At 59.7% G+C, this 21,093-nt stretch carries 13 protein-coding genes; 8 read left to right on the forward strand and 5 right to left on the reverse strand.

What is annotated here, in order from left to right; translation table 11 throughout:
• Positions 1–199: 199 nt before the first annotated feature.
• The 4 genes from QZR30_RS02325 to QZR30_RS02340 all read left to right on the forward strand — a co-directional run bounded on the left by QZR30_RS02325 (position 200) and on the right by QZR30_RS02340 (position 3,737).
• Entirely contained in the window at positions 200–1,819 is a 1,620-nt protein-coding gene (locus tag QZR30_RS02325) for an FMN-binding glutamate synthase family protein (protein WP_059398002.1), read from the forward strand.
• Between the two features lie 11 nt (positions 1,820–1,830).
• Positions 1,831–2,115, forward strand: a complete 285-nt coding sequence (locus QZR30_RS02330; RefSeq protein ID WP_056845430.1) for a putative quinol monooxygenase — start codon at positions 1,831–1,833, stop codon at positions 2,113–2,115.
• Positions 2,116–2,177: 62 nt separating this feature from the next.
• Entirely contained in the window at positions 2,178–2,474 is a 297-nt protein-coding gene (locus QZR30_RS02335) for a cupin domain-containing protein (protein ID WP_046071119.1), read from the forward strand.
• A 132-nt stretch (positions 2,475–2,606) separates the two neighbouring features.
• Positions 2,607–3,737, forward strand: coding sequence for an OpgC family protein (locus tag QZR30_RS02340; RefSeq protein WP_046071118.1), 1,131 nt, complete (start codon positions 2,607–2,609; stop codon positions 3,735–3,737).
• Positions 3,738–3,828: 91 nt separating this feature from the next.
• Here QZR30_RS02340 and QZR30_RS02345 read toward each other — a convergent pair whose 3' ends face one another.
• From QZR30_RS02345 to QZR30_RS02355, 3 genes are all read right to left on the reverse strand, one after another.
• On the reverse strand, positions 3,829–8,988 hold the full coding sequence (locus QZR30_RS02345) for a dermonecrotic toxin domain-containing protein (protein WP_311902910.1): 5,160 nt from the start codon (positions 8,986–8,988) through the stop codon (positions 3,829–3,831).
• 110 nt (positions 8,989–9,098) lie between these two features.
• The gene (locus QZR30_RS02350; RefSeq protein ID WP_068966290.1) at positions 9,099–11,117 is read right to left on the reverse strand and encodes a M3 family metallopeptidase; all 2,019 of its coding nucleotides are present in this window, start codon (positions 11,115–11,117) and stop codon (positions 9,099–9,101) included.
• A 146-nt stretch (positions 11,118–11,263) separates the two neighbouring features.
• Positions 11,264–12,685 carry an amino acid permease gene (locus tag QZR30_RS02355; RefSeq protein WP_046071115.1) on the reverse strand — a complete coding sequence of 474 codons (1,422 nt, stop codon included), beginning with the start codon at positions 12,683–12,685 and terminating at the stop codon, positions 11,264–11,266.
• A gap of 599 nt (positions 12,686–13,284) precedes the next feature.
• Between QZR30_RS02355 and QZR30_RS02360 the strand changes: the two genes are divergently transcribed.
• The 3 genes from QZR30_RS02360 to QZR30_RS02370 all read left to right on the forward strand — a co-directional run bounded on the left by QZR30_RS02360 (position 13,285) and on the right by QZR30_RS02370 (position 17,841).
• Complete coding sequence (locus QZR30_RS02360) at positions 13,285–16,380, forward strand: transglycosylase domain-containing protein (protein ID WP_311902911.1); 3,096 nt, start codon at positions 13,285–13,287, stop codon at positions 16,378–16,380.
• A gap of 175 nt (positions 16,381–16,555) precedes the next feature.
• The gene (locus QZR30_RS02365) at positions 16,556–17,077 is read left to right on the forward strand and encodes a PadR family transcriptional regulator (protein WP_046071113.1); all 522 of its coding nucleotides are present in this window, start codon (positions 16,556–16,558) and stop codon (positions 17,075–17,077) included.
• Complete coding sequence (locus tag QZR30_RS02370; RefSeq protein WP_046071112.1) at positions 17,074–17,841, forward strand: siderophore-interacting protein; 768 nt, start codon at positions 17,074–17,076, stop codon at positions 17,839–17,841. The genes QZR30_RS02365 and QZR30_RS02370 overlap by 4 nt, the downstream gene beginning before the upstream one ends.
• 121 nt (positions 17,842–17,962) lie before the next feature.
• Here the strand turns inward: QZR30_RS02370 and QZR30_RS02375 are convergent, their stop codons facing one another.
• Positions 17,963–18,592 carry a Pr6Pr family membrane protein gene (locus tag QZR30_RS02375; RefSeq protein WP_046071111.1) on the reverse strand — a complete coding sequence of 210 codons (630 nt, stop codon included), beginning with the start codon at positions 18,590–18,592 and terminating at the stop codon, positions 17,963–17,965.
• Between the two features lie 4 nt (positions 18,593–18,596).
• Positions 18,597–18,830 (reverse strand): VF530 family DNA-binding protein, encoded by a 234-nt coding sequence (locus QZR30_RS02380; protein ID WP_043048686.1) that lies wholly within the window; start codon positions 18,828–18,830, stop codon positions 18,597–18,599.
• A 170-nt stretch (positions 18,831–19,000) separates the two neighbouring features.
• Here QZR30_RS02380 and QZR30_RS02385 point away from each other — a divergent pair, with 170 nt between their 5' ends.
• Positions 19,001–21,019, forward strand: a complete 2,019-nt coding sequence (locus QZR30_RS02385; protein ID WP_311902912.1) for a TonB-dependent receptor — start codon at positions 19,001–19,003, stop codon at positions 21,017–21,019.
• Positions 21,020–21,093 lie beyond the last annotated feature (74 nt).

Below are 21,093 nucleotides of genomic sequence, written 5' to 3' on the forward strand. Positions count from 1 at the left end.
GTCACACCCAGATGCCGAAGGTGCCTAAAGAGTGGTAACGCTGCAGTCATTGATTCCTCTATGACGTTGATAGATATTTTTTACTGTACAAAGATTCGCACGCACAAATACGCGACCGGAAGATCAATCCTTGTCCGTGCTTTATCGACAGGCGCAGAATGGGTAATCGACCTTCAGAGTTGAAACCAAGGAAAACCGTATGAGCCTGTCTTTGTTAAGCCGTTACGCCTTCTTTGCCGTGTGCGTCATTTTCACCCTCGCCAGCCTCCCCTTTATCCAACATGAATGGCTGTGGCCCTTCACACTGGTCACCGGCATCCTCAGCCTGATTGGTATTTTCGACCTGCTGCAAAGCCCCCACGCGGTGCGCCGCAACTATCCGATCCTGGGCAATATCCGTTACCTGGTGGAAGGTATCCGCCCGGAAATCCGCCAGTACCTGCTGGAGTCCGACAGCGACGCGTTGCCCTTCTCCCGGGCCCAGCGTTCACTGGTGTACTCGCGCGCCAAGAATGAAACGGCAGACAAACCCTTCGGCACCTTGATTGACGTGTACCAGTCGGGCTTCGAATTTATCGGCCACTCCATGCGCCCGGCACCGTTGAGTGACCCCAGTGCCTTTCGCGTGATGGTCGGCGGCCCACAGTGCACGCAGCCGTACTCGGCGTCGGTGTTCAATATCTCGGCGATGAGCTTTGGCTCGTTGAGTGCCAACGCGATCCGCGCCCTCAACCAGGGCGCCAAGCTCGGCAATTTTGCCCATGACACCGGCGAAGGCAGCATCAGCCCCTACCATCGTGAAAATGGCGGCGACCTGACCTGGGAACTGGGCAGCGGCTACTTCGGCTGCCGCACCAGCGACGGCCGTTTTGACCCGGAACGCTTCGCCGCGCAGGCGCAGAACCCGCAAGTGCGCATGATTGAAATCAAGATGAGCCAGGGCGCCAAGCCCGGCCATGGCGGGATTCTGCCCAAGCACAAGGTCACCCAGGAAATCGCCGAAACCCGCGGCATCATGATGGGCGAAGACTGCATCTCGCCGTCGCGGCACAGTGCGTTTTCCACGCCGATCGAGCTGATGCAGTTCATTGCCCAGTTGCGTGAACTGTCCGGCGGTAAGCCCGTAGGCTTCAAGTTTTGCCTGGGCCACCCCTGGGAATTCATGGGCATCGCCAAGGCCATGCTCGAAACCGGCATCCTCCCGGACTTTATCGTGGTCGATGGCAAGGAAGGCGGCACCGGCGCAGCTCCGGTGGAGTTCACCGACCATATCGGCGTGCCATTGCGTGAGGGCCTGCTGTTTGTGCACAACACCCTGGTGGGCCTGAACCTGCGCGACAAGATCAAGCTGGGTGCCAGCGGCAAGATCGTCAGCGCCTTCGATATCGCCAGCGTCCTGGCCATCGGCGCCGACTGGGCCAACTCGGCGCGCGGCTTTATGTTCGCCATCGGCTGCATTCAGTCGCAGTCGTGCCACACCAACAAATGCCCGACTGGCGTCGCTACTCAAGACCCACTGCGCCAACGCGCACTGGTGGTGCCGGACAAAGCCCAGCGCGTGTTCAACTTCCACCGCAACACCCTGCACGCCTTGGCGGAAATGCTCGCCGCTGCCGGCCTGGATCATCCCTCGCAGTTGTCGGCCAAACACTTGGTGCGACGCATGTCGGCGACCGAGATCAAGCTGTTCTCGCAGCTGCATGTGTTCTTGAAGCCCGGCGAATTGCTCACAGGTGAAGTGAACGGCGAGTTCTATTCGCGTATGTGGCAGATGGCGCGGGCGGATAGTTTTGAGCCCCATGAAGTAGCCGCTGCCTGAGGACGCCCGCCATGTTGAAAGTCATCGCCGAAGATTTCATCCGGCCTGAACACTTGGAGACCGTGCGGCCGTGGTACGCCGAACTGGTGGAGAAAACCCGTCAGGAACCGCTGTGCATCGCCTACGATCTGTTCGTTGACCAGAAAGACCTGGGACACTTTATTTTTATCGAACAGTGGCCCGATCAGGCGGCGCTGGATGCGCACTGCCAGACCGAGCATTTCACGCGGTTGGTGCCGCAGATCAACGCCTACCAGGCCGAGCCGTGCAGGTTCTTGTTGATGGACGCTTTCTGAAAGTAATCATTTGCCCGTTGAACCGGATCACCGACGGCATCGTTGAAAACAAGGAGATTCTCATGCCGTTATTCGACTTCGCCGCCATTGCAGAGCAATTACCCCAGAGCTGGAAATCCACCGGCCTGGGTCAGGTCGGCTCGGCGCGGATCAAGGTGTTACGCATGGATGAGCAGGCGTATGAAGAAGAAACCCATGGTTACAACGAAGGGCTGCTGGTAGTCAGCGGCCTGCTGCGCTTGAGCATCGCCGACAAGGAGATCCGAGTGGGTGCCGGCCAGATGTACCTTGTCGAAGCGGGTACTGCTCATGCAGTGCTGCCTGGTAGCGAAGGCACGCTGGTCATCATTGATGTCTAGAGACATCCAGTAATATCCATCCTTTGCATTTGCTTACAAATACCGCCAACCTGCGCCCGCCCGATGTGCGGCGTACGACAACCCGCGCACTCACCTATCGTCATTCAACAACTTGTTCAAGAGCCCGCTGCCATGCTGAACGGACGCGACCCGCGCATCGATTTTTTTCGGGGCCTGGCGTTGATCTTCATTTTCTGGGATCACGTGCCTCACAACCCCTTCGGCCTGATCACCTTGCGTAACTTCGGCTTCAGCGACGCGGCGGAAGTCTTCGTATTTCTCGCCGGCTTCGCCTCAGTACTGGCCTACGGCAAAGTCCTGCAGCGCGAGGGCTACTGGATGGCCTGCTTGAAGATCCTGCGGCGCACCTGGGTGCTGTACGTGGTGCATATCTTCCTGCTGGCACTGTTGATGGGCATTGTGTTCTTCGCCAATAGCCATGTGGAAACCCGTGACCTCGTGGCGGAGATGGGCCTGACGCACTTCGTCACCCACCCGCAACAGGCGCTGACCGATGAGCTGCTGCTGCGCTTCAAGCCCAACCTGATGGACCCGTTGCCGCTGTATATCGTCTTGCTTGCCGGTTTGTCCGTGGTGCTGCCACTGATGGTGCGCGCTACCTGGGCGGTGGTGGGCGTTTCGCTGGTGGTGTACCTGCTGGCACCGTGGATGGGCTGGAACCTGCGGGCGATCGCCGATGGCGTGTGGTATTTCAACCCGGTCACCTGGCAATTGCTGTTTGTGCTGGGAGGCGCCGCGGCGATCTACAGCCAGCGCCCCCGAGAGCCAGAGAAGCGCCCCTTGAAGCGTCAGCCGTTGTTTGTCGCAGCGGCGCTGTACGTGCTGGTGGCTGGCGTAATCACGCTGTCGTGGCTCTGGCCTGAGGTTCATGACGCAGTGATGCCGACCGCGCTCAGCAACCTGCTGTACCCCATCAGCAAGACCGACCTGTCGCCGGTGCGCCTGGTGCATTTCCTTGCCCTGGCCTATGTCACCGCCAAGCTGCTGCCCGAACGGGGCTGGACGCAAAACCCGCTGGCCGAGCGCGTCTGCCAGATGGGCCGCTATTCACTCGAGGTGTTTTGCCTGGGTGTGGTGCTGGCGCCGCTGGCAGATATGCTCAATGCCCTGGCGGGTGACGCCATGGCCATGCAGTTGCTCACCGCCCTGGTCGGTGTGGTGCTGATGTCGGCTCTCGCAGCCTGGCTGGAGTTCAACAAACGCCTCAATCAGGCGCCGCGCGAAACGACGCTAAATAGGTAACCGCCGCCGGCAGCCACCAAGTGCTCAACGGACTGTCGGGTAACCTGCAGTCCCCGAATTCACTCGGCGCGATGTCATTGAGGATTGCGCATCAGCGGGAGTCGCTGGTTGGACTTATAGGCATGGCTTTTCGACGTCCCAAGAGTGTAATCAAGTAGGCGACGGAGTCGGCGTTGTTGAGCACTATAGTGATGCGTTTCAACGGATCATTGCGGAAAGCTTGCCGAGCATCGCTGAGGGTTTGCGTGCCCGTGGCGGCGAGCAGCCGGTTGAGAACAGGCGCCGTTGACGTGCCCTGGGCCGGGTCTGCTTTGAGACCGGTGGCGATGTCCACAACCTGGAACAATTCATGGGCCGGTGTGCTGAGCGACAGTCGCGAAAGCTGGCGGTTTTCGAGCACCCGTTTAGTGCTGATGCCGTCATGGGTCTGAGGGTCGATCAAGTCATGGAAGGGGTGGGTGGAATGCACGTAGGCCAAGTCCAACGTCTCACATTCATGATGAGAGATTTCGTGAATGAGCGTCGTCGCACGCGCATGAACGTTGACGTAAAAAGGTTTGATTAACAGACGACTGTATTTCAAGCCTGGGTTAAAAAAAGCCTCGGTCAAGTACAGCAATTGAAGAGGGTCAGGGACGATCGTGAACGCCATCACTTTATAGGTGCCCGTGAGCGCCGGCATTCGTGAGCGGCCGATGACAAATCGCGTTGAGTTCGGCGAGCTCAATGAGGGCTCCAGCAACGCGTTGCAGACCTTGTCGACCACCTCCTGGATTTTTTCAAGATGCTGGACCTCGAGAACCTGCAAGCCAAAAAACAGTTTGATCTGTTTGACCAGTTCAGGCTCGGCATGAGGCGTTTGCAGGAGCAGCCGCACGTTCTCCTGGGCGTTCTTTGCATAGAACGTCGCCATTGCCAGTGCCTCGGTGATCATCAATGATTCTTGCGCGTAAAGCGCGCGGATATCGCGCATGCCAATGGCCAATATATTCATATTGGGCCGTGCAAAGGGCTCCGAGTAGAAGCGATTGGTCAATCGTGCAACCGCTCTGCGGCCGGTCAGCAATGGGTCACTGCTACTGAGCATCCACTGTTGTTGCGTGTTGCTTTGCACCAAAGGGCCAATTTCTGCATCGCCGGTAATGTGCCAACCCAGGCCGAGCTTGATAACCCGGAAGACTTTGCCTGCCACGGCTGCGTAGTAGTGATTGGAAGCGGACCGGTAAAGGTTGAGGGCGGTGTCTTTAACCAGGCTGGCCAAGGTTGGCTCAAGGACTTCGAACCGTTGTAGCCGGGTGCGTTGCGCCGCGGTTATATCCAATGCGGGCCACGACACCACAGCCGTTGCAGAGTCAGGAGACGCCGGGGGGCTGCCGCTTTCTGGCACGGCGGGCCTGGAGCGGCGCAGGCTGGCCATCAGGGCAACGCCTGCGATGAAATGCCCAAGTGCCTCATGCCAGTTTTGGCTTTGCAGGTCATCGGCACTGTCTTTGAACAGCTTGAAGCTCTGCCAGACGATCAAGGGATAAGCCAGCTTGCCGGGAATGAACACGCTGGCAGCCTGTACGCCTGCCGAAAACACGGCCTTGACCATCTCCCAGGAGGCCTGCGCATTGGCTTTTTTCTGGCAGCCCAGCAGGCACGTCAGCAGCTCGGTATTATCGATGCACAACTGTTTGAACAGCGGTACGTTGATGGCGTCGTAAGCCAGTTTCACCCCTGTGCCTTTGAGGGCGTCTGTCAGCGTGGCCTGGTCGACTGCCGGGGTCACCTGCAACAGCCAACTCTTCAAGGCGCCTGGCGATGTCAGTCCAGCAACGAGCCCGGCCTCATCCGGATATTCCTTGAGGGCATGGCCAGGGCTATAAGGCGCATAGAGAACTAGAGGCGTCTTGTCAGCACCGGCACGGCTGATCAAGTACACCCCAGGCACCTTGAGGATGTTCTTCCCGGCATCGATCAGCACTTGCAGCGCACAGATGCTGGCATCGGCATCCACTACAGTCGCCCGGGCAGTCGCATCCGGCATATCCATGATCTGCTGGATAAGTCCGAAGGCCGTCGGTGACAGCTGGCCTTGCAATGTCAGGCTATGAGCGTATTGCATCAGTTGCCAAGGCAATTGCTTGGCGAACCGAGTAGAGCGTTGCACGAAGTCCGCACTGGCGGCGCCCAGGCGTAATTCGATGTAAGTCTTATAGGCCTCGTTGATCTTCAGCGCCTGGATACCATTGTTCAGTGTCTGCGAGTCCAGGGTGGCAGGCAGCATCGTTGTGCCGGTACCGGCAAAGAAAGGCACCTCATCCTTCCAATACGATTGATGACTCAGTGCATACGCCAGCAGCGGCTGATTGCGGGCAGGCTTGTCGCCCTGGGCCGGCAGGCCTACTTCGATTTCATCAGGACTGATGCTGATGCGCTCGTCCAGCGTCGTCAGCAAAGCACTGAGCTTTTTGCGCGTGAACTGAGCCAGCGAGTCGATCCCGTGCAGGTAATCCTGGTTGTCATTCACATTGTTTCGATACTGCTCCAGCAGTTCGGCATAGAGCTGTTGATCGACGGCACTGGACTGGCCCAACCACTGCAGACCATGTTGCACGATCATGGACTGGGCCATGTCCATGGCTCGCTGCACATTGGTGGGCGCCAGGCTTTGCGTGACTCGAACCTGCCATAGCTTGTGCAACTGCTGGGCAGACAGCTGCATCGACAGGATGTGTGCCAGCTCAAGGTCTTTTTGTTGGGCATGGGTTCGTTGAACGTGCTCAACAAGGTTGTCTTCGATCAGTTCAAGGCTACTGAGTGCATAGGTCGGGTAGGCCTGCCAGTCCGGTCGAGCCAGGTTCTCCAGGAAAACCTGGCGTTCGGCCGGATCTGCCAGGCGTTGATCCACGCAGGCTTTGAACTGACTTAATGAACGAAAACCTTCCAGCCCCAACGCAGGCGTCCATAGCAGAATGCGTCCTGAGTATTGCGGGTCCAGCCCACCGCGCTCGGTCAACACGAAGCAGTTCTTGAGGGCGTACGAGGTCACTTGCCCAATGATCGCCACCTTCAAGTAAAACGCATCAGGGCGGAACCCGTTGACACTCAGGCGCAGGTCCCTGGCATAAATACCCAGCACGCTCGACAGCACCTCGTAGTCGATCGGTAACACAGCGTTGTTCCAGAGCCTGAGCTGCATTTCCGCGATCAGGCCCATCTCCATGGCTTTTCTCAGCACCGGCTCCATGTTGGGGTACAGGCTGTGGGTCCGACGCAAATACTGGGTAAAACCACCCATGGCCGTTTCGATCAGATGATTGAAGGTCTTGACCTCCAAGCCGGAGATTTTGCTGGCGGCGTTGTCAGGTGCGGTTGAATAGAGCTGGGTGTCCGGCGAGTCGGTAAGTGGGCCTGCTTCACCACATAAGCGCGCCAGAAAATGCTCGACCATGCTGCTCGATGACAATATCTGAGGTTGTCCGGTGGCACTCGAGGGGCGGCTGTAATGGCGCACCGACAAGCACGCAGCCTGCAGGTGCGCGAGCTTGAGGCTGTGCAGTTTGGTATTCAGATAAGTAATGGCCGAGCGTTCCAGCGAGGGTCGCGACGATCGTTGCTGCTCGATTTCGGCAGCGACGTTTTCGAGCAAATGCACCGTGGTGCGCATCGCCAGGAGCGTTGGTGGAATCCTCGGTTGCAGCGCACTCGCCGTCCAGGCGGCCGCCAACTGCGTACTCCAGCGCCCCATGGGTTCGAGGGTCAATAGTGCTGGATCAACCATGCCGCGCACATCCAGCACATGGTCGACCAGCGCGTCGAGGTCCAGGGTGCCCTGGCTCAGGCGATACTGGTCCAGCGCATATCCAAGGTTGCGTCCTTGCTTTTGAATGATGCCTTCCAGGAGGCTTTGGAAAATACCCCCGGTGATGGGCGCGGGGGCGATGTCGCTGGTTTGCAGGTCGACTTCGCTGCAGCGTTCCGGTCTGGACAGATAGTTTCTCCAGGCAGTGGGATGCTGCTGGGGGTTCAGGTGACCGAGAAGGTAGGCTTTGAGTGAGTCCAACTCGGTAAACGGTTGTAAGCCCAGATGAGGGCTATAGAGCAGCCAGAGCGATGCCTCGCCGCTTTTGTCATGGCGGATAATCAAAGTGCTGGCCAACTCGGTCGAGGGCTGTCGCGGCCCCTCCAGAAGGGCTTTATCGACCGCCAGGGCGGGCGCGATGGTGATCGCGCCAGGGTCGGCCTTGAGCGGCAGCGCCTGCAGTTGCAGACGCTGCTCAGGCGAAATGATGCCTTGCTGTTGTTGGTCCAGCAGGGCGACGAGAAACCCATGGAACATCGCTTGGATAAACAACTGCTGTCGCGTCATTCCGGTCGAAGCCGGTTGCTGCCAAAACAACTTGGGCTGTTGCAGCATGTATGCGCTGAGCCCCTGGGCCAGCCCTTGGACTGAGGTTTCCCAGCGCAACTGATCATCGGCGCCCTGAGTCAATCGCTGGGGGTTGGAGTAATGCCGGGTTTCTCCCCTAGGCCAGCCATTGGCGACGAAATACATCAGCACGGTTTCATGCAGGGAGCGCATGGTGGTGTGTCGGCACGCTGGCGTATCGGTGTCACCGCAGGAGCTGGAAGTATCGACGAGTGTGCTCTGCACTTGAGTCTGGCGCTGGTCGATACCTGCGAAGGACTGAGCCATTTGTGCGGCGATGTATTCATCCAGCAGAGACATGAAACTGGGTAGATTGAGCAATTCCTCGCGCATCAGGCGGGCATTTTCAAGCCGGTTGTTGGTGAGGGTCGCTTGCTGTGCTTCGAAGACAGCGCCAGCCACGGTTTGGGTGGAAATACTCAGGCTCGTCACCGACGCCAGCTGCGCTTGCTGGGCAATGGACAGGTAATCAAGCAACGGCTGGCGCTGCAGCGGATCCTTCAGCCAGGTTGCCAATTGGGTATTGAGAGCCCCACGGCTTTCCAGCTTTTCCAGGCCTCGAGCAGGTGTGTAGAGAAATACCCCTGCGCCTGGGGCGGGACTCATGACAAACGCGCCCGCCAGTTCAATCGGCTGTTCATCGGGTACGCTCAGGTGCAGAGTTTGCACATGCATCGGCGCTTTTTGTGCCTGGCGCAAGGCATCAGTGGCCAGATAGACAGTGTCGAGCCAGTCGAGGTCCTGGAGCGTGAAGTGGCGCGCGCTTTGGCGCTCGGTCAGTTGTGTACGGTCGGTTTGGGTTTCGCAAAAAAAATACGGAAGGTTATCGCTAGCCATCAAGTGCGCTCCATGCAGGCCTGGCTGCTGGATAAACAGCCATGAGTGATCCGGGAGGGTCACTCTGGCAGTTCAGGCTTGCGCCGATGCGCTATATATACAACGAAGCGTCATGCCTTGGAGTGCTCGGCGCAGGAGTCGCCTTCACCCCGAAAAAGCGCCAGTGACTTTAACAATGTGCCGGTGTCCCCTTGAGTGATGAACGCTTCACGAAAGGCTCTCCCGGTCTCCGGGTTGAACAGCCCGTCACGCTCGAACCGTTCAAATGCCTGCCTGGCCAGGACACCCGACCACCTGTAGGAGTAGGCGTTGGCACCGTAGTCGATAAGCTGTTCAAAGCTATTGAGTGGACGAGCGCCAGCCGGCCATTGCAAATGACCAACTTGCGCGTTGCATTGGCTGAAAACCTCATGGGGCGTACGCCCGTCGCCAAAGGTACGGTGCAATTCGAAGTCGACGAGGCTTGTGAGCAAAACCCTGGCGGTTTCCTGGCTGGTCTGGGTGTGAATCAACCGGCTGATTTTGGTGGCCATGTCGTCAGGCAAAGGTTCGCCCGTCTGGAAATGGCTTGAGAGCCAGATCAGGAACGAGGGTGTAAAGCAGAACTGCTCCAAGACCTGACTGACGAACTCCGACGCGTCACGGCTCAGTTGATCAATACTGGAGAGCGTCCGATAAGGCGCCGAGGTCAACAGGTGCTGCAGACAGTGGCCAAACTCGTGTAGCAAGACCCGCAGCTGTAAATGATCCAGCAAGCAAGGATGGGTCGTGGTCGGGGCCGGTATCTGGGTACGCAGCATCGCCATGGGCAGTTTTGGTCGTCCTTCAGCTGTCATTCGGTGGCTTCGTAGACTGGACGTAAAGCCAAACCCCGCCCCTTCACTGCGGCGATAAGGGTCAATGAACAAATACCCGATCGGCTCTGAGTACTCTCTGAGCTCAAATACCCGCACATCCGGGTGCCAGGTATCGACCGTGGCCTGTTCGATCAAATCGACGCCGAACAGAATCTTGGCAAACATGCACAGCCTTTGCAGTACCCACTCAAACGGGAAATAGTTACCCACGGTTTGCTGGGAGATGCCCGCCAGATCCTGACGGATTTTTTCCGCGAAATAATCGTGGTCCCAGGGCTCCAGCACATCGATACCCCGTTGCGCGGCATAGTTTTGCAGTTGCTGTGCCTCGTGGGTAAACGTTGTGCGTGCCAGGTCGATCTGTTGGTGAATAAATGCGCTGACCTGCTCCGTTGTGCTTGCCATCTGCTCTACCAGTGCCAGTTGGGCGAAATTGGCGTAACCCAGCAACTGCGCTTTCTGATGACGACTATAGAGCAACGTTGTCAGCACCTGTTCATTGTCATTGGCAATCGCATCCGGGCCGCTGTCCACTGCACGGCTGTAGTAAGCGAGCATGATTTCCTTACGCAAGCCTCGATGATCGGCGTATGTCATCACCTCGCGAAAGGACTGCTCCGACAGAGTCAATAACCAGCCTTGCAGACCGGCCGCCGTAGCCGCGGCCGCCATGCGCGCCTGAGCTGAATCAGGCAATCCGCTCAACAATGACGCGTCCAGGATGTGCTTGCGCCATGCATCGTTTGCGTTTTTCACGCGGTCCAGGAATGCCTGGCTGAAGACCTCGATGTCTTGGTTCAACGCATTGAGCTGTAGCTGCTTGTCCGGTGACAGCTCAAGGCCGGCCACGCGGTACTTGCGCAGTTTTTTTTGCAGTGCGCCTTGGCGTTGCTCACTAAACAGCGCGGCGATCGGGCTGGCGGCCAGTTGTCGGTGAAGCCGATACAGGTCGCCATTGCCTGCCAGCTCGGCTTTGTACTGTGTTGCCATCGCTTGACTACGCGTTGATGCCTGCTGCCAGGCCAACCCTTGGGGGACGGAGTCAAGCAGCGTAAGGACATGAACAAAACCATCCAGGCGCGCTTCCAGTTCATCCACGGCCAACACCAGGTCATCCCAGGTGGGAAAGGCTGCCTGACTGGCAATAATCGAAGCGGTGGCACTGCGGCACTCGGTGATGATCTGCTGAATGGCGGGCACCAGGTGGTGCGCCTGGATCGTTGAAAACGGCGGCCGATCATAGGGCAGCAGCAGGGGATTACTGTCGGGCATGGTGTCACTCTTTAAAAAATGGCAGTCGAAGCAGCCAGCCTAAAGAGTTAATAACCGCAGGGAGGAATAGATAGGTAGGGGCACCGGCACGCAAATATGGCGCCCCTCTAGGCGCCACGTTTGCGTGCACAGGCACGCTCAGTGGCTCATGGCTGCTTGAGCGCCGCTCCCTCACCAGCGTTGGTCGGCTGCAACCTGAACACGTAGAACAGCACCGTCAGCAGCACCAGGAACACCGGGCCGACGTACAGCGCAATGCGGGTGTCCGGGAAGTACGCCATCAGGCCCACCACCAACACCAGGAATGCCAGGGCCAGGTAGGAACTGACCGGGTAAAGCCACATGCGGTATTTCAGGGCTTTCTGTTCGGCCGGGCTCAGGCCCTTGCGGAACTTGAGCTGGGCCAGCAGGATCATCACCCAGGTCCAGATCGCGCCGAAGGTGGCGATTGAGGTCACCCAGACAAAGACTTTTTCCGGCACCAGGTAGTTGAGCAGTACGCCCAGCAGCAGGGCGAAGATCGACAGCAGCAACGCCTTGCGCGGTACGCCGTTGCTGGAGGTGGTGCCGAAGGTCGCCGGCGCCTGGCCGTTCTGCGCCAGGCTGTAGAGCATGCGACCGGTGCTGAAGATGCCGCCGTTGCAGGAGGACAGCGCGGCGGTGATCACCACGAAGTTGATGATGCCGGCGGCGGTCTTGATACCCAGGCGCTCGAAAGTCATCACAAAGGGGCTGCCCTGGGTGCCGATTTCGTTCCACGGGTAGATCGACAGGATCACGAACAAGGCGCCCACATAGAACAGCAGGATGCGCCAGAACACCGAGCCGATGGCATTCGGGATGGTCTTCTGCGGGTTCTTCGCTTCACCGGCGGTGAGGCCGATCATCTCCACGCCCAGGTAGGCGAACATCACCATTTGCAGGGACATCAGCACGCCCTGCACGCCATTGGGCAGGAAACCGCCGTGGGCCCACAGGTTGGAGATCCCCAGTGCCACGCCGTCATTGCCGAAACCGAAGGCGATGATGCCGACGCCGCCGATCACCATGGCAATGATGGTGACGATCTTGATCAACGCGAACCAGAATTCGAACTCACCGAACGCCTTGACCGCGATCAGGTTGATGGTGCCCATGCTGATCAGTGCTGCCAGGGCCCAGATCCAGCGCGGCGTATCGGGGAACCAGACGCCCATGTACACGGCAACGGCAGTGATTTCAGCGACACAGGTCACCAGCCACAGGAACCAGTAGTTCCAACCGGTGAGAAAGCCCGCCAACGGGCCGAGGTAGTCCTGGGCATAACGGCTGAACGAACCGGCGACGGGGTTGTGCACCGCCATTTCGCCGAGGGCGCGCATGATCACCAGGATCGCCAGGCCGCCAATGATGTAGGAGAGCATGATCGCCGGGCCGGCCATTTCGATGGCCTTGGCCGAGCCGAGGAACAGGCCGACACCGATACAGGCGCCAAGGGCCATCAGACGAATATGCCGTTCACCGAGTTCACGTTTGAGCGGGCCGCCTTGAGCGGTCTCGCCATGGGGCAGTGGGTTGCCGACTGGCATAAGGGTACAACCTCATCTTGTTATTGGATTAGCCACCGAGCCTCAGGTGTATCAGCGGATGGCCTGATACACCGGCTGGGACCGGGCCTGCCTCGTGGGCAAACCCGCCTGACCGTAAAAACCGGGCAGGTCAGCGGGGCGTGCAGTATAAAAAGCTACGGACAGGGCTTTTCACTCAATAAACAGCAAAATTTGGCGATAAGCCCCGTAAAAACCGCTTTCGACGGCTGCAGTTGCAAGCGTCTAAATCGGCCTTCACGGCGCAAAACGGCGGGAATTATTACATAACTTGTCTGCATCCGGGCCCCTGTGTCCGCGCCGTTGACGAGCGAGCTGCCACCAGGCGCCAGGGCTAATCCACGCTGAAAAACAAGCGCCTGGCCAGCAAGGCATGGCCCGGCAATCACAAATACTCAATACGCGCATCACCGGAAAAACAATTGGCGTATCACTGATCAGCATTTGAAATGCCAGGTACGAAAAATTCCTTGGGCGAGGTCGCCGAGCCAGTGCCCAGTCCGTCTAATGCGCCCGTCTGAACCGCCAATCTACGTCTACGCTTGAGACAGGTCCGATCAATCTGCATGGATCAATCGACTATGGGCGCTCTGTGGCAAACCGATCCGAGCAAGGCTGAAGTCAATAACGACAGCCCGTCCCCCGCGCCTTTGTCGAAAAGCAAACCGCCGCCCCGTCTCTGGCGGCGGCTGGGCTGGCTGATTGTGTTAATGGCCGTGCTCGCCGCTGGTTATGCCGCACTACGGGAAATGCGCAGCGCCCACTTGCAAGCCCGCTTATTCAGCCAGTGGGCAAGCGAGCTGACCTACAGTGTCGCCCCCGGCACCAGCGATGCCATGGTGTATCCCGGCGCCGGGCCCTTTGACCAGCGCCTGGGCTACAGCGCCCTGGGTGAGTTCCTGCCGCGCCTGCTCAAGCGCAACTACGTGGTCGCATCCCAGGCACGCTTCTCCGAGGCGCTGATGAATTACAGTCGCCATGGGTTATTTATTCCCTACGCCGAGAAACTCCAGGCCGGGTTGTCGATCACCGATTGCCGCGCCACGCCGCTGTATCAGTTCAGCTACCCGCCCCAGCTGTATGCACGCTTCACCGACGTGCCACCGCTGCTGGTGCACAGCCTGTTGTTCATCGAAAACCGCGAACTGCTGGACCCCGACCCGGCCCAGGCCAACCCGGCCGTGGACTGGCCGCGATTTGCCAAGGCGGCCTGGTCGCAAGTCGCCCGCCAGTTGCACTTGCCCGGGCAAACGGCCGGCGGCAGCACCTTGGCGACCCAACTGGAAAAGTACCGCCACTCACCCGACGGCCTGACCCTGTCAGGCAGTGAAAAAATCCGCCAGATGCTGTCCGCCAGCGTGCGCGCCTACCAGCATGGCCCCGACACCCTGGCCGCCCGGCAAAACGTGGTGCGCGACTACCTCAACAGCGTGCCGCTGTCGGCAGTGCCCGGTCATGGCGAGGTGCACGGCATGGCCGAAGGGCTGCGGGTGTGGTACGGCGCCGATTTTGCCCAGGTCAACCGGGCGCTGGCGGACACTGGCCGAGCCCCGACCAGCCTCGCCGCACGTGGCCTGGCCTTGCGCCAGGTACTTTCGTTGATGATTGCCCAGCGCCGTCCTTCCCATTACCTGATCAAGGGCCGCGACGAGTTGACCGAACTGACCGACAGCCACCTGCGCTTGTTGGCCCATCATCAGATCATTGATGCCGACCTGACCAAGGCGGCGCTGGCTGCCCAGGTCAGTTTCCGTGATTGGCAACAGCAACCGACGTTGCAACGGGTCGACAGCAATAAAGGCATCAGCGTGGCGCGCAGCCAATTGGCCGGCCTGCTCAACCGCCCGCTGTACGACCTTGATCGCCTCGACCTGGCCGCCACCAGTACCTTGCAAGGCTCCTTGCAGAACCAACTCACCGACTACCTCAAGCAGCTCGCCGAACCAGCGTATGCCGCCAAGCTCGGCCTGCTCGGTGAACGCTTGCTCAGCCCCGCCAGCACCGCACAGGTGCGCTACAGTTTTACCCTGTTCGAGCGCACCGCAAACGGTGCGCGGGTGCGGGTGCAAACCGACAATACCGACCAACCTTTCGACATCAACGAAGGCAGCAAGCTCGAACTGGGCTCCACCGCCAAGCTGCGGGTGCTCACCACCTACCTGCAGATCATCGCCGAGCTGCACGAGAAGTACGCCGTACTGGCCCCGGCCGCCCTGAAGAAACTCGACATCGCCGAGCAGGATCGTATCAGCCGCTGGGCCGTCGACTACCTGATCCAGGCTGCGGATAAATCCCTGGCAAACATGCTCGATGCTGCCCTCGACCGCACCTACTCGGCCAGCCCCTACGAAGGTTTTTTCACCGGTGGCGGCCTGCATCACTTCCATAATTTTCGCAATGAAGACAACCACCGCAACCCGACCTTGCGTGACGCCCTGCGCGAGTCGATCAACCTGCCCTTCATTCGCCTGATGCGTGACCTGGTGCGCTTCACCACCTACTCTGGCGCCAACAACAGCGCGGCACTGCTCAAGGACGACAGCGACCCGCGTCGCCAGGAATACCTCGCCGGTTTCGCCGACCGTGAAGGTACGACCTACCTGCGCAAGTTCTGGAAGAAGTACCAGAAGAAAGACACCCAGGCACGTCTCGATACTTTTCTCGACGGCCTGCGCCCCACGCCCATGCGCCTGGCCGCCGTACACCGCTACCTGTTGCCCGACGCCAGCCAGGACAGTTTCAACCGGTTCGTGCGTGCGCACCTGACCGGCGCCAAGGCGAATGAAAAACTCAGCGACGAACGCCTGCAAAAACTCTATCGGGATTACGGCCCCGGGGCCTATGACCTGCCGGACCAAGGTTATATCGCCAAGGTCCACCCGTTGGACCTGTGGCTGGTAGGCCACTTGCTCAAGCATCCCGAAGCGACGTTCAGCGAGGTGGTCAAGGCCAGCCAATTCGAACGCCAGGAGGTCTACAGCTGGTTGTTCAAGAGCCGCCATCAGAGCGCCCGTGACAGCCGGATCCGCACCATGCTCGAGGTCGAAGCCTTCCTGGAGATCCACCAGCGCTGGCAGGCCGTCGGTTACCCCTTCGACCACCTGGTGCCGTCCCTGGCCAGCGCCATTGGCAGCTCCGGTGACCGCCCCGCGGCCCTGGCCGAGTTGATGGGGATCATCCTCAACGACGGCGTGCGCCTGCCGGTACTGCGCATCGACAGCCTGCACTTCGGCGCCGGCACGCCCTATGATACCCGCCTGGTCAACGACCCCAACCGCAGCAAGCGCGTGATGCCGGTGGAAGTGGCCCGGGCCCTGCGCGGCGCGCTGTCCCAGGTGGTGGACGCTGGCACAGCCAAGCGCGTGGCCGGCAGTTTCAAGCTGGCCGACGGCACGCCCCTGGCCATGGGTGGCAAGACCGGCACCGGCGACAACCGCATCGAAGCCATCGGCGCCGGTGGGCGGATACTCAGCTCCAAGGCGATCAACCGCACCGCCACCTTTGTGTTTTTTATCGGTGACCGCCACTTCGGCACCCTCACCGCGTTCGTTCCCGGCAGCTCGGCCCAAGGCTTCACCTTTACCTCGGCCTTGCCGGTGCAAGTGCTCAAGGGCATGGCACCGATGCTGGTGCCGTATCTGGAAGCGACGGGAGAGGCGCTGTGCCACCGGTCATGAAGCGGGCTGCTGCGCATCGAAGATAATGTGCGTGCTCGTCTGCCGGACCGCGCCAGCGGATGTTCCTTTCACCCCCCCTCTTACACCTGCCGCTGCCCGACCATCAGTCGCCCGAGCTTGCCAAATCAAAAGATATATCTTAAGTTCTATCTTAACCGAGATGGAGAACTTAAAAATGAGAGAGCACCACCCTCACCATGGCCGCGACGGCTTCGATAAACGCCCAGGCCGCGGCCCTCGGGTGTTCGCGCCCGGCGACTTGAAACTGCTGTTGCCGGCGCTGATCGCCGAACAGCCCTGCCATGGCTACGACTTGATCCGCCAGATCGAAAACCTGTTCGACGGCGCTTACACCCCGAGCCCGGGCGTGATCTACCCCACCCTGACCTTCCTTGAAGAGAGCGAATTGATCAGCGGTGACGCCGAAGGCGGAAAAAAACGCTACACAATCACCGACGCCGGTCGTCTCTTCTTAAGCGAACAGGCGGTTGCCCTCCAAGGCATTCGCATGCGCATGGAAGTCAGCAAGCGCTCACTGCGCGGCCACGACCGCCCGCCGGAAATCCACGAGGCGGTGCACAACCTGCGTCATGCCTTGCATTCGCACCATGGGCGTTGGAGCCCGGAAGAAATCGTTCGTGTCGCGGCGCTGCTCAACGGCACCGCCCAAGCCATCGTCGACGGGAAAGACCAATGAATACTCAAGCCATCCATCGCGTTACCCACGAAATCAAACGCCGCCGCCTGCAAGTCCTACGGGTGGTCGACCTCACGCCGCGCATGCGCCGCATCACCCTGGGTGGTCCAGAGTTGGCCGGCTTTGTCAGCCTGGGCAGCGACGATCACATCAAGCTGCTGTTCCCACAGAACGCCGCCGAACAAGCCGCACTGGAAAGCCCCACATTCACCATCAAGGGCGACGGCCCGCAACCGGCCATGCGCGATTACACGCCACGGCGCTACGATTTGAGCATCGGTGAACTGGATATCGACTTCGTGCTGCACGGCGACGGCCCCGCCTCCACCTGGGCCGAGCAGGTGCAGGTCGGCCAGTACCTGTATATCGGCGGGCCACGGGGCTCGATGATCGTGCCGGATATCTTCGACAGCTACCTGTTGATTGGCGATGAAACCGCAATCCCGGCCATCGCGCGGCGCCTGGAAGAACTGCCGGCGGGTCGAAAGGTGCTGGCGGTGATAGAAATCGCCGATGCAGCGGAACAGCAAGTGCTGGAGAGCGCTGCGGATGTTGAGACTATTTGGGTGGTGCGCGGCCAGGAAGACCTGCTCGATGTAGTACGCAATCTGACGCTGCCTGGCGGCACGCTGTACAGTTTTGTCGCGACCGAAACCAAGCTGTCACGCCAGGTGCGGCGGGTGTTGCTGGATACGCACAAGGTCAACGAGGAGTTCTTGAAGGCTGTGGGCTACTGGCGGGCCGAAGGCAGCGAAGACGAATAAGGCTGACACGGTGGAAATGTGAGAGGGGGCTTGCCCTACTGTCAGTCAGTTAAGGCTCTTTGTAGGAGGGCGATGTACGCTTAACTGACTGAAGCCCCCTCACACATTGGATCAAGCTGTATCAGTTGGAGTGCGCCCGGCCCAGGCGCTTATCCAACCCCACCACTACCAGCGCCACCAGCACAAACCCCGCCAATAGCCCTCCGGCATTCACGAACACCTGTGGGTAACCCAGGGTCAGCACATCAATGAACGGGTACTGATACTGCCCGAGCAAATCCCCGCGCAACAGCACATAACCGAAGTACACCAATGGGTAGATCACCCAGGCGCCAATGTGCCTGAAACGCAGCTGCCCCTTTGGCACGCACTGCCACCAATAGATCACAAACAGCAGCGGCATCACGTCATGCAGCAATTCATCCGCGATGAATTGAAAGCCTTCGGGGCTCCACAAATGCCGCAGCAGCAGGTTATACGCCAGGCTCACCACAATGATGCTCGCGGCGACTGCGCTGCTGACCACTGGCGCCAGGAAAAACCGTTTTATCGCTGAGTCGCGCTTGGTCCCTGCATAGCTGAGCACCACCACCGCCAGGGTGTTGGTCAGCACCGTAAAGAAACTGAAAAAGCTGATCAGCCCACCCAACAGGCTGGCGTCGATGGCCCAGCGTGAATAGAAGATCAGGTATTGCTGGATCGCCAGCCCCACCCAACCGGCCAGCGCCGCTACCGCCACAAAGCGCTTCATGGCCTCAATCCAGCGGGCGTTTGGTGCGCATCAGTTTGACGTACAGGCTTTCGACTTTCTCCCGTGCCCAAGGGGTCTTGCGCAGGAAGGTCAGGCTCGACTTGATGCTCGGGTCGCTCTTGAAGCAGCGGATATCAATACGCTCGGCCAGGCCGCTCCACTCGTAATGTTCAACCAGGGTGGTGAGCACGTGTTGCAGGGTCACACCGTGGAGCGGGTCGTTGCTTGTCGCGGTCATGCCGGGCCTTTTGCAAATAGAGGAAACACAGCCGCGCACCTTAGCCGACGAGGCGTGCAGGTGGAAGCATGGCATTGAATATAGCCCGCCAGGAAAAGTTCCACTTTCCGATAAAAAAGAGATGTTATATTGTAACTATATCTAACAGAAGTTTTACCTAGGAATATCCGATGTCCCTGCCTTCTCTCTGGCGCCTGTCCCCTCTCGCCGCTGCCTTGTTGATCAGCTCCCAAGCCCATGCCCTGGAATTGCCACCCCAAGTGGTCACCGGCAACCCACTGGGCAGCGAACAACTGGCCTCGCCCACCACCGTACTGGAAGGTGATGAGCTGACCTTGCAACAAAAAGGCAGCCTCGGCGAAACCCTGAACAAGCAACCGGGGGTGTCATCTTCGTATTTCGGCCCGGGCGCCAGCCGCCCGATCATTCGCGGCCAGGATGGCGACCGCATTCGTATCCTGCGCAATGGTGTAGGCGCGCTGGATGCGTCGTCGCTGTCCTACGACCACGCGGTGCCGCTCGATCCGATCAACGTTGACCGCATTGAAATCGTGCGCGGCCCGGCTGCCCTGCTGTATGGCGGCAGCGCCATCGGCGGTGTGGTTAATACCTTCGACAACCGCATCCCCACAGAGGCTATCGAAGGCATCCACGGCGCCGGCGAGTTGCGCTACGGTGGCGCCGATACCACCCGTAGCAGCGCGGGCAAGCTGGAAGCCGGCAACGGCACCTTCGCCCTGCACCTGGATGCCAATGCACGGGAATTCAACGACCTGAAAATCCCAGGTTATGCCCGCAGCCGCCATGCCCCGACCACCGAAGACGGCCCAGGCAAGAATGGCCGCCTGGGCAACAGCGACGGGCGCCAAGACGGTGGTGCCGTCGGCGGTTCCTACACCTGGGACGATGGTTATGCCGGGCTGTCCTACAGCAACTACGACAGCAACTACGGCTCGCCGGCCGAGCAGGATGTGCGCATCCGCATGCAGCAGGATCACTACGCCTTTGCGTCCGAAATCCGTAACCTGCAAGGGCCGTTCACCTCGGTGAAACTCGACGCGGGCTACACCGACTATGAACATCGCGAAATCGAAGGCGGCGAGACCGGTACGATCTTCAAGAACAAAGGCTATGAAGCCCGTGTTGAAGCTCGCCACCAGCCGATCGGCCCATTCGACGGCGTGGTCGGCGCCCAAGTGACCCGCAACGAGTTCTCGGCCCTGGGCGAAGAAGCTTTCGTGCCGCAGACCGACACCAATGCCGGCGCACTGTTCATCCTCGAAGAGATGCAAGCCACCGAGCGCCTGAAACTCAGCCTCGGCGCCCGCGTGGAACACACCAGCGTCGATCCCGATGCCAAGGGCAACGAGCGATTTGCCAATGCCAGCAAGCGCAATGACTTCACCGCCGGCAGCCTGTCGTCCGGCGCGGTGTATACCCTCACGCCAATCTGGTCCCTGGCTGCTACGTTGGGCTACACCGAGCGCGCACCGACCTTCTATGAGCTGTATGCCAACGGCGCCCATGTCGCCACTGGCACCTTTGAGCTGGGCGATGCCAACCTGAAGAAAGAAAAAGCCGTGTCCAGCGACCTCGCACTGCGCTTTGACAATGGCACCCACAAGGGCAGCTTCGGCGTGTTCTACAGCCGCTTCTCCAACTACATCGGCCTGCTCGGCACGGGGCGCACTTTGAACGATGAGGGTGAAGAGGACGCAAGCGGTATCCCCGAATACGAATATTCCGGTGTGCGTGCGCGTTTTGCCGGCTTCGAAGCCCAGGATCACTGGAAGCTCGGCGAAGGCGCCTACGGCAAGTTTGCACTGGAACTGTCGGGCGACTACACCCGCGCCACCAACCTGGACACCGGCGAAGCCCTGCCACGCATGGCGCCGCTGCGCTTGAACAGCGGCTTGCTATGGGAACTGGACCGCTGGCAGGCGCGTATCGATGTGGAACACGCAGCAGGCCAAGGGCGCGTGCCGGATAACGAAAGCGGCACCGATGGCTACACCACCCTGGGTGCCAGCGCGGGGTATCGCTTCAATGTCGGTGGGAGCCAGTGGCTGGCCTTTGTCAACGGCGAGAACCTGACCAACCAGACCGTGCGCTATGCCAGCTCGATCCTGCGCGACATCGCACCGGCACCGGGGCGCAGTGTGCAGTTCGGCATCCGCACCACCTTCTGACCAACACAGCAAATCCCCTGTGGGAGGGCGCTTGCCCCCTCCCACCTCAATTTTGCAGCGACAATGAGTCACTG

It is taken from the genome of Pseudomonas sp. rhizo25, from assembly GCF_031931935.1.
Taxonomy (GTDB): domain Bacteria; phylum Pseudomonadota; class Gammaproteobacteria; order Pseudomonadales; family Pseudomonadaceae; genus Aquipseudomonas; species Aquipseudomonas synxantha.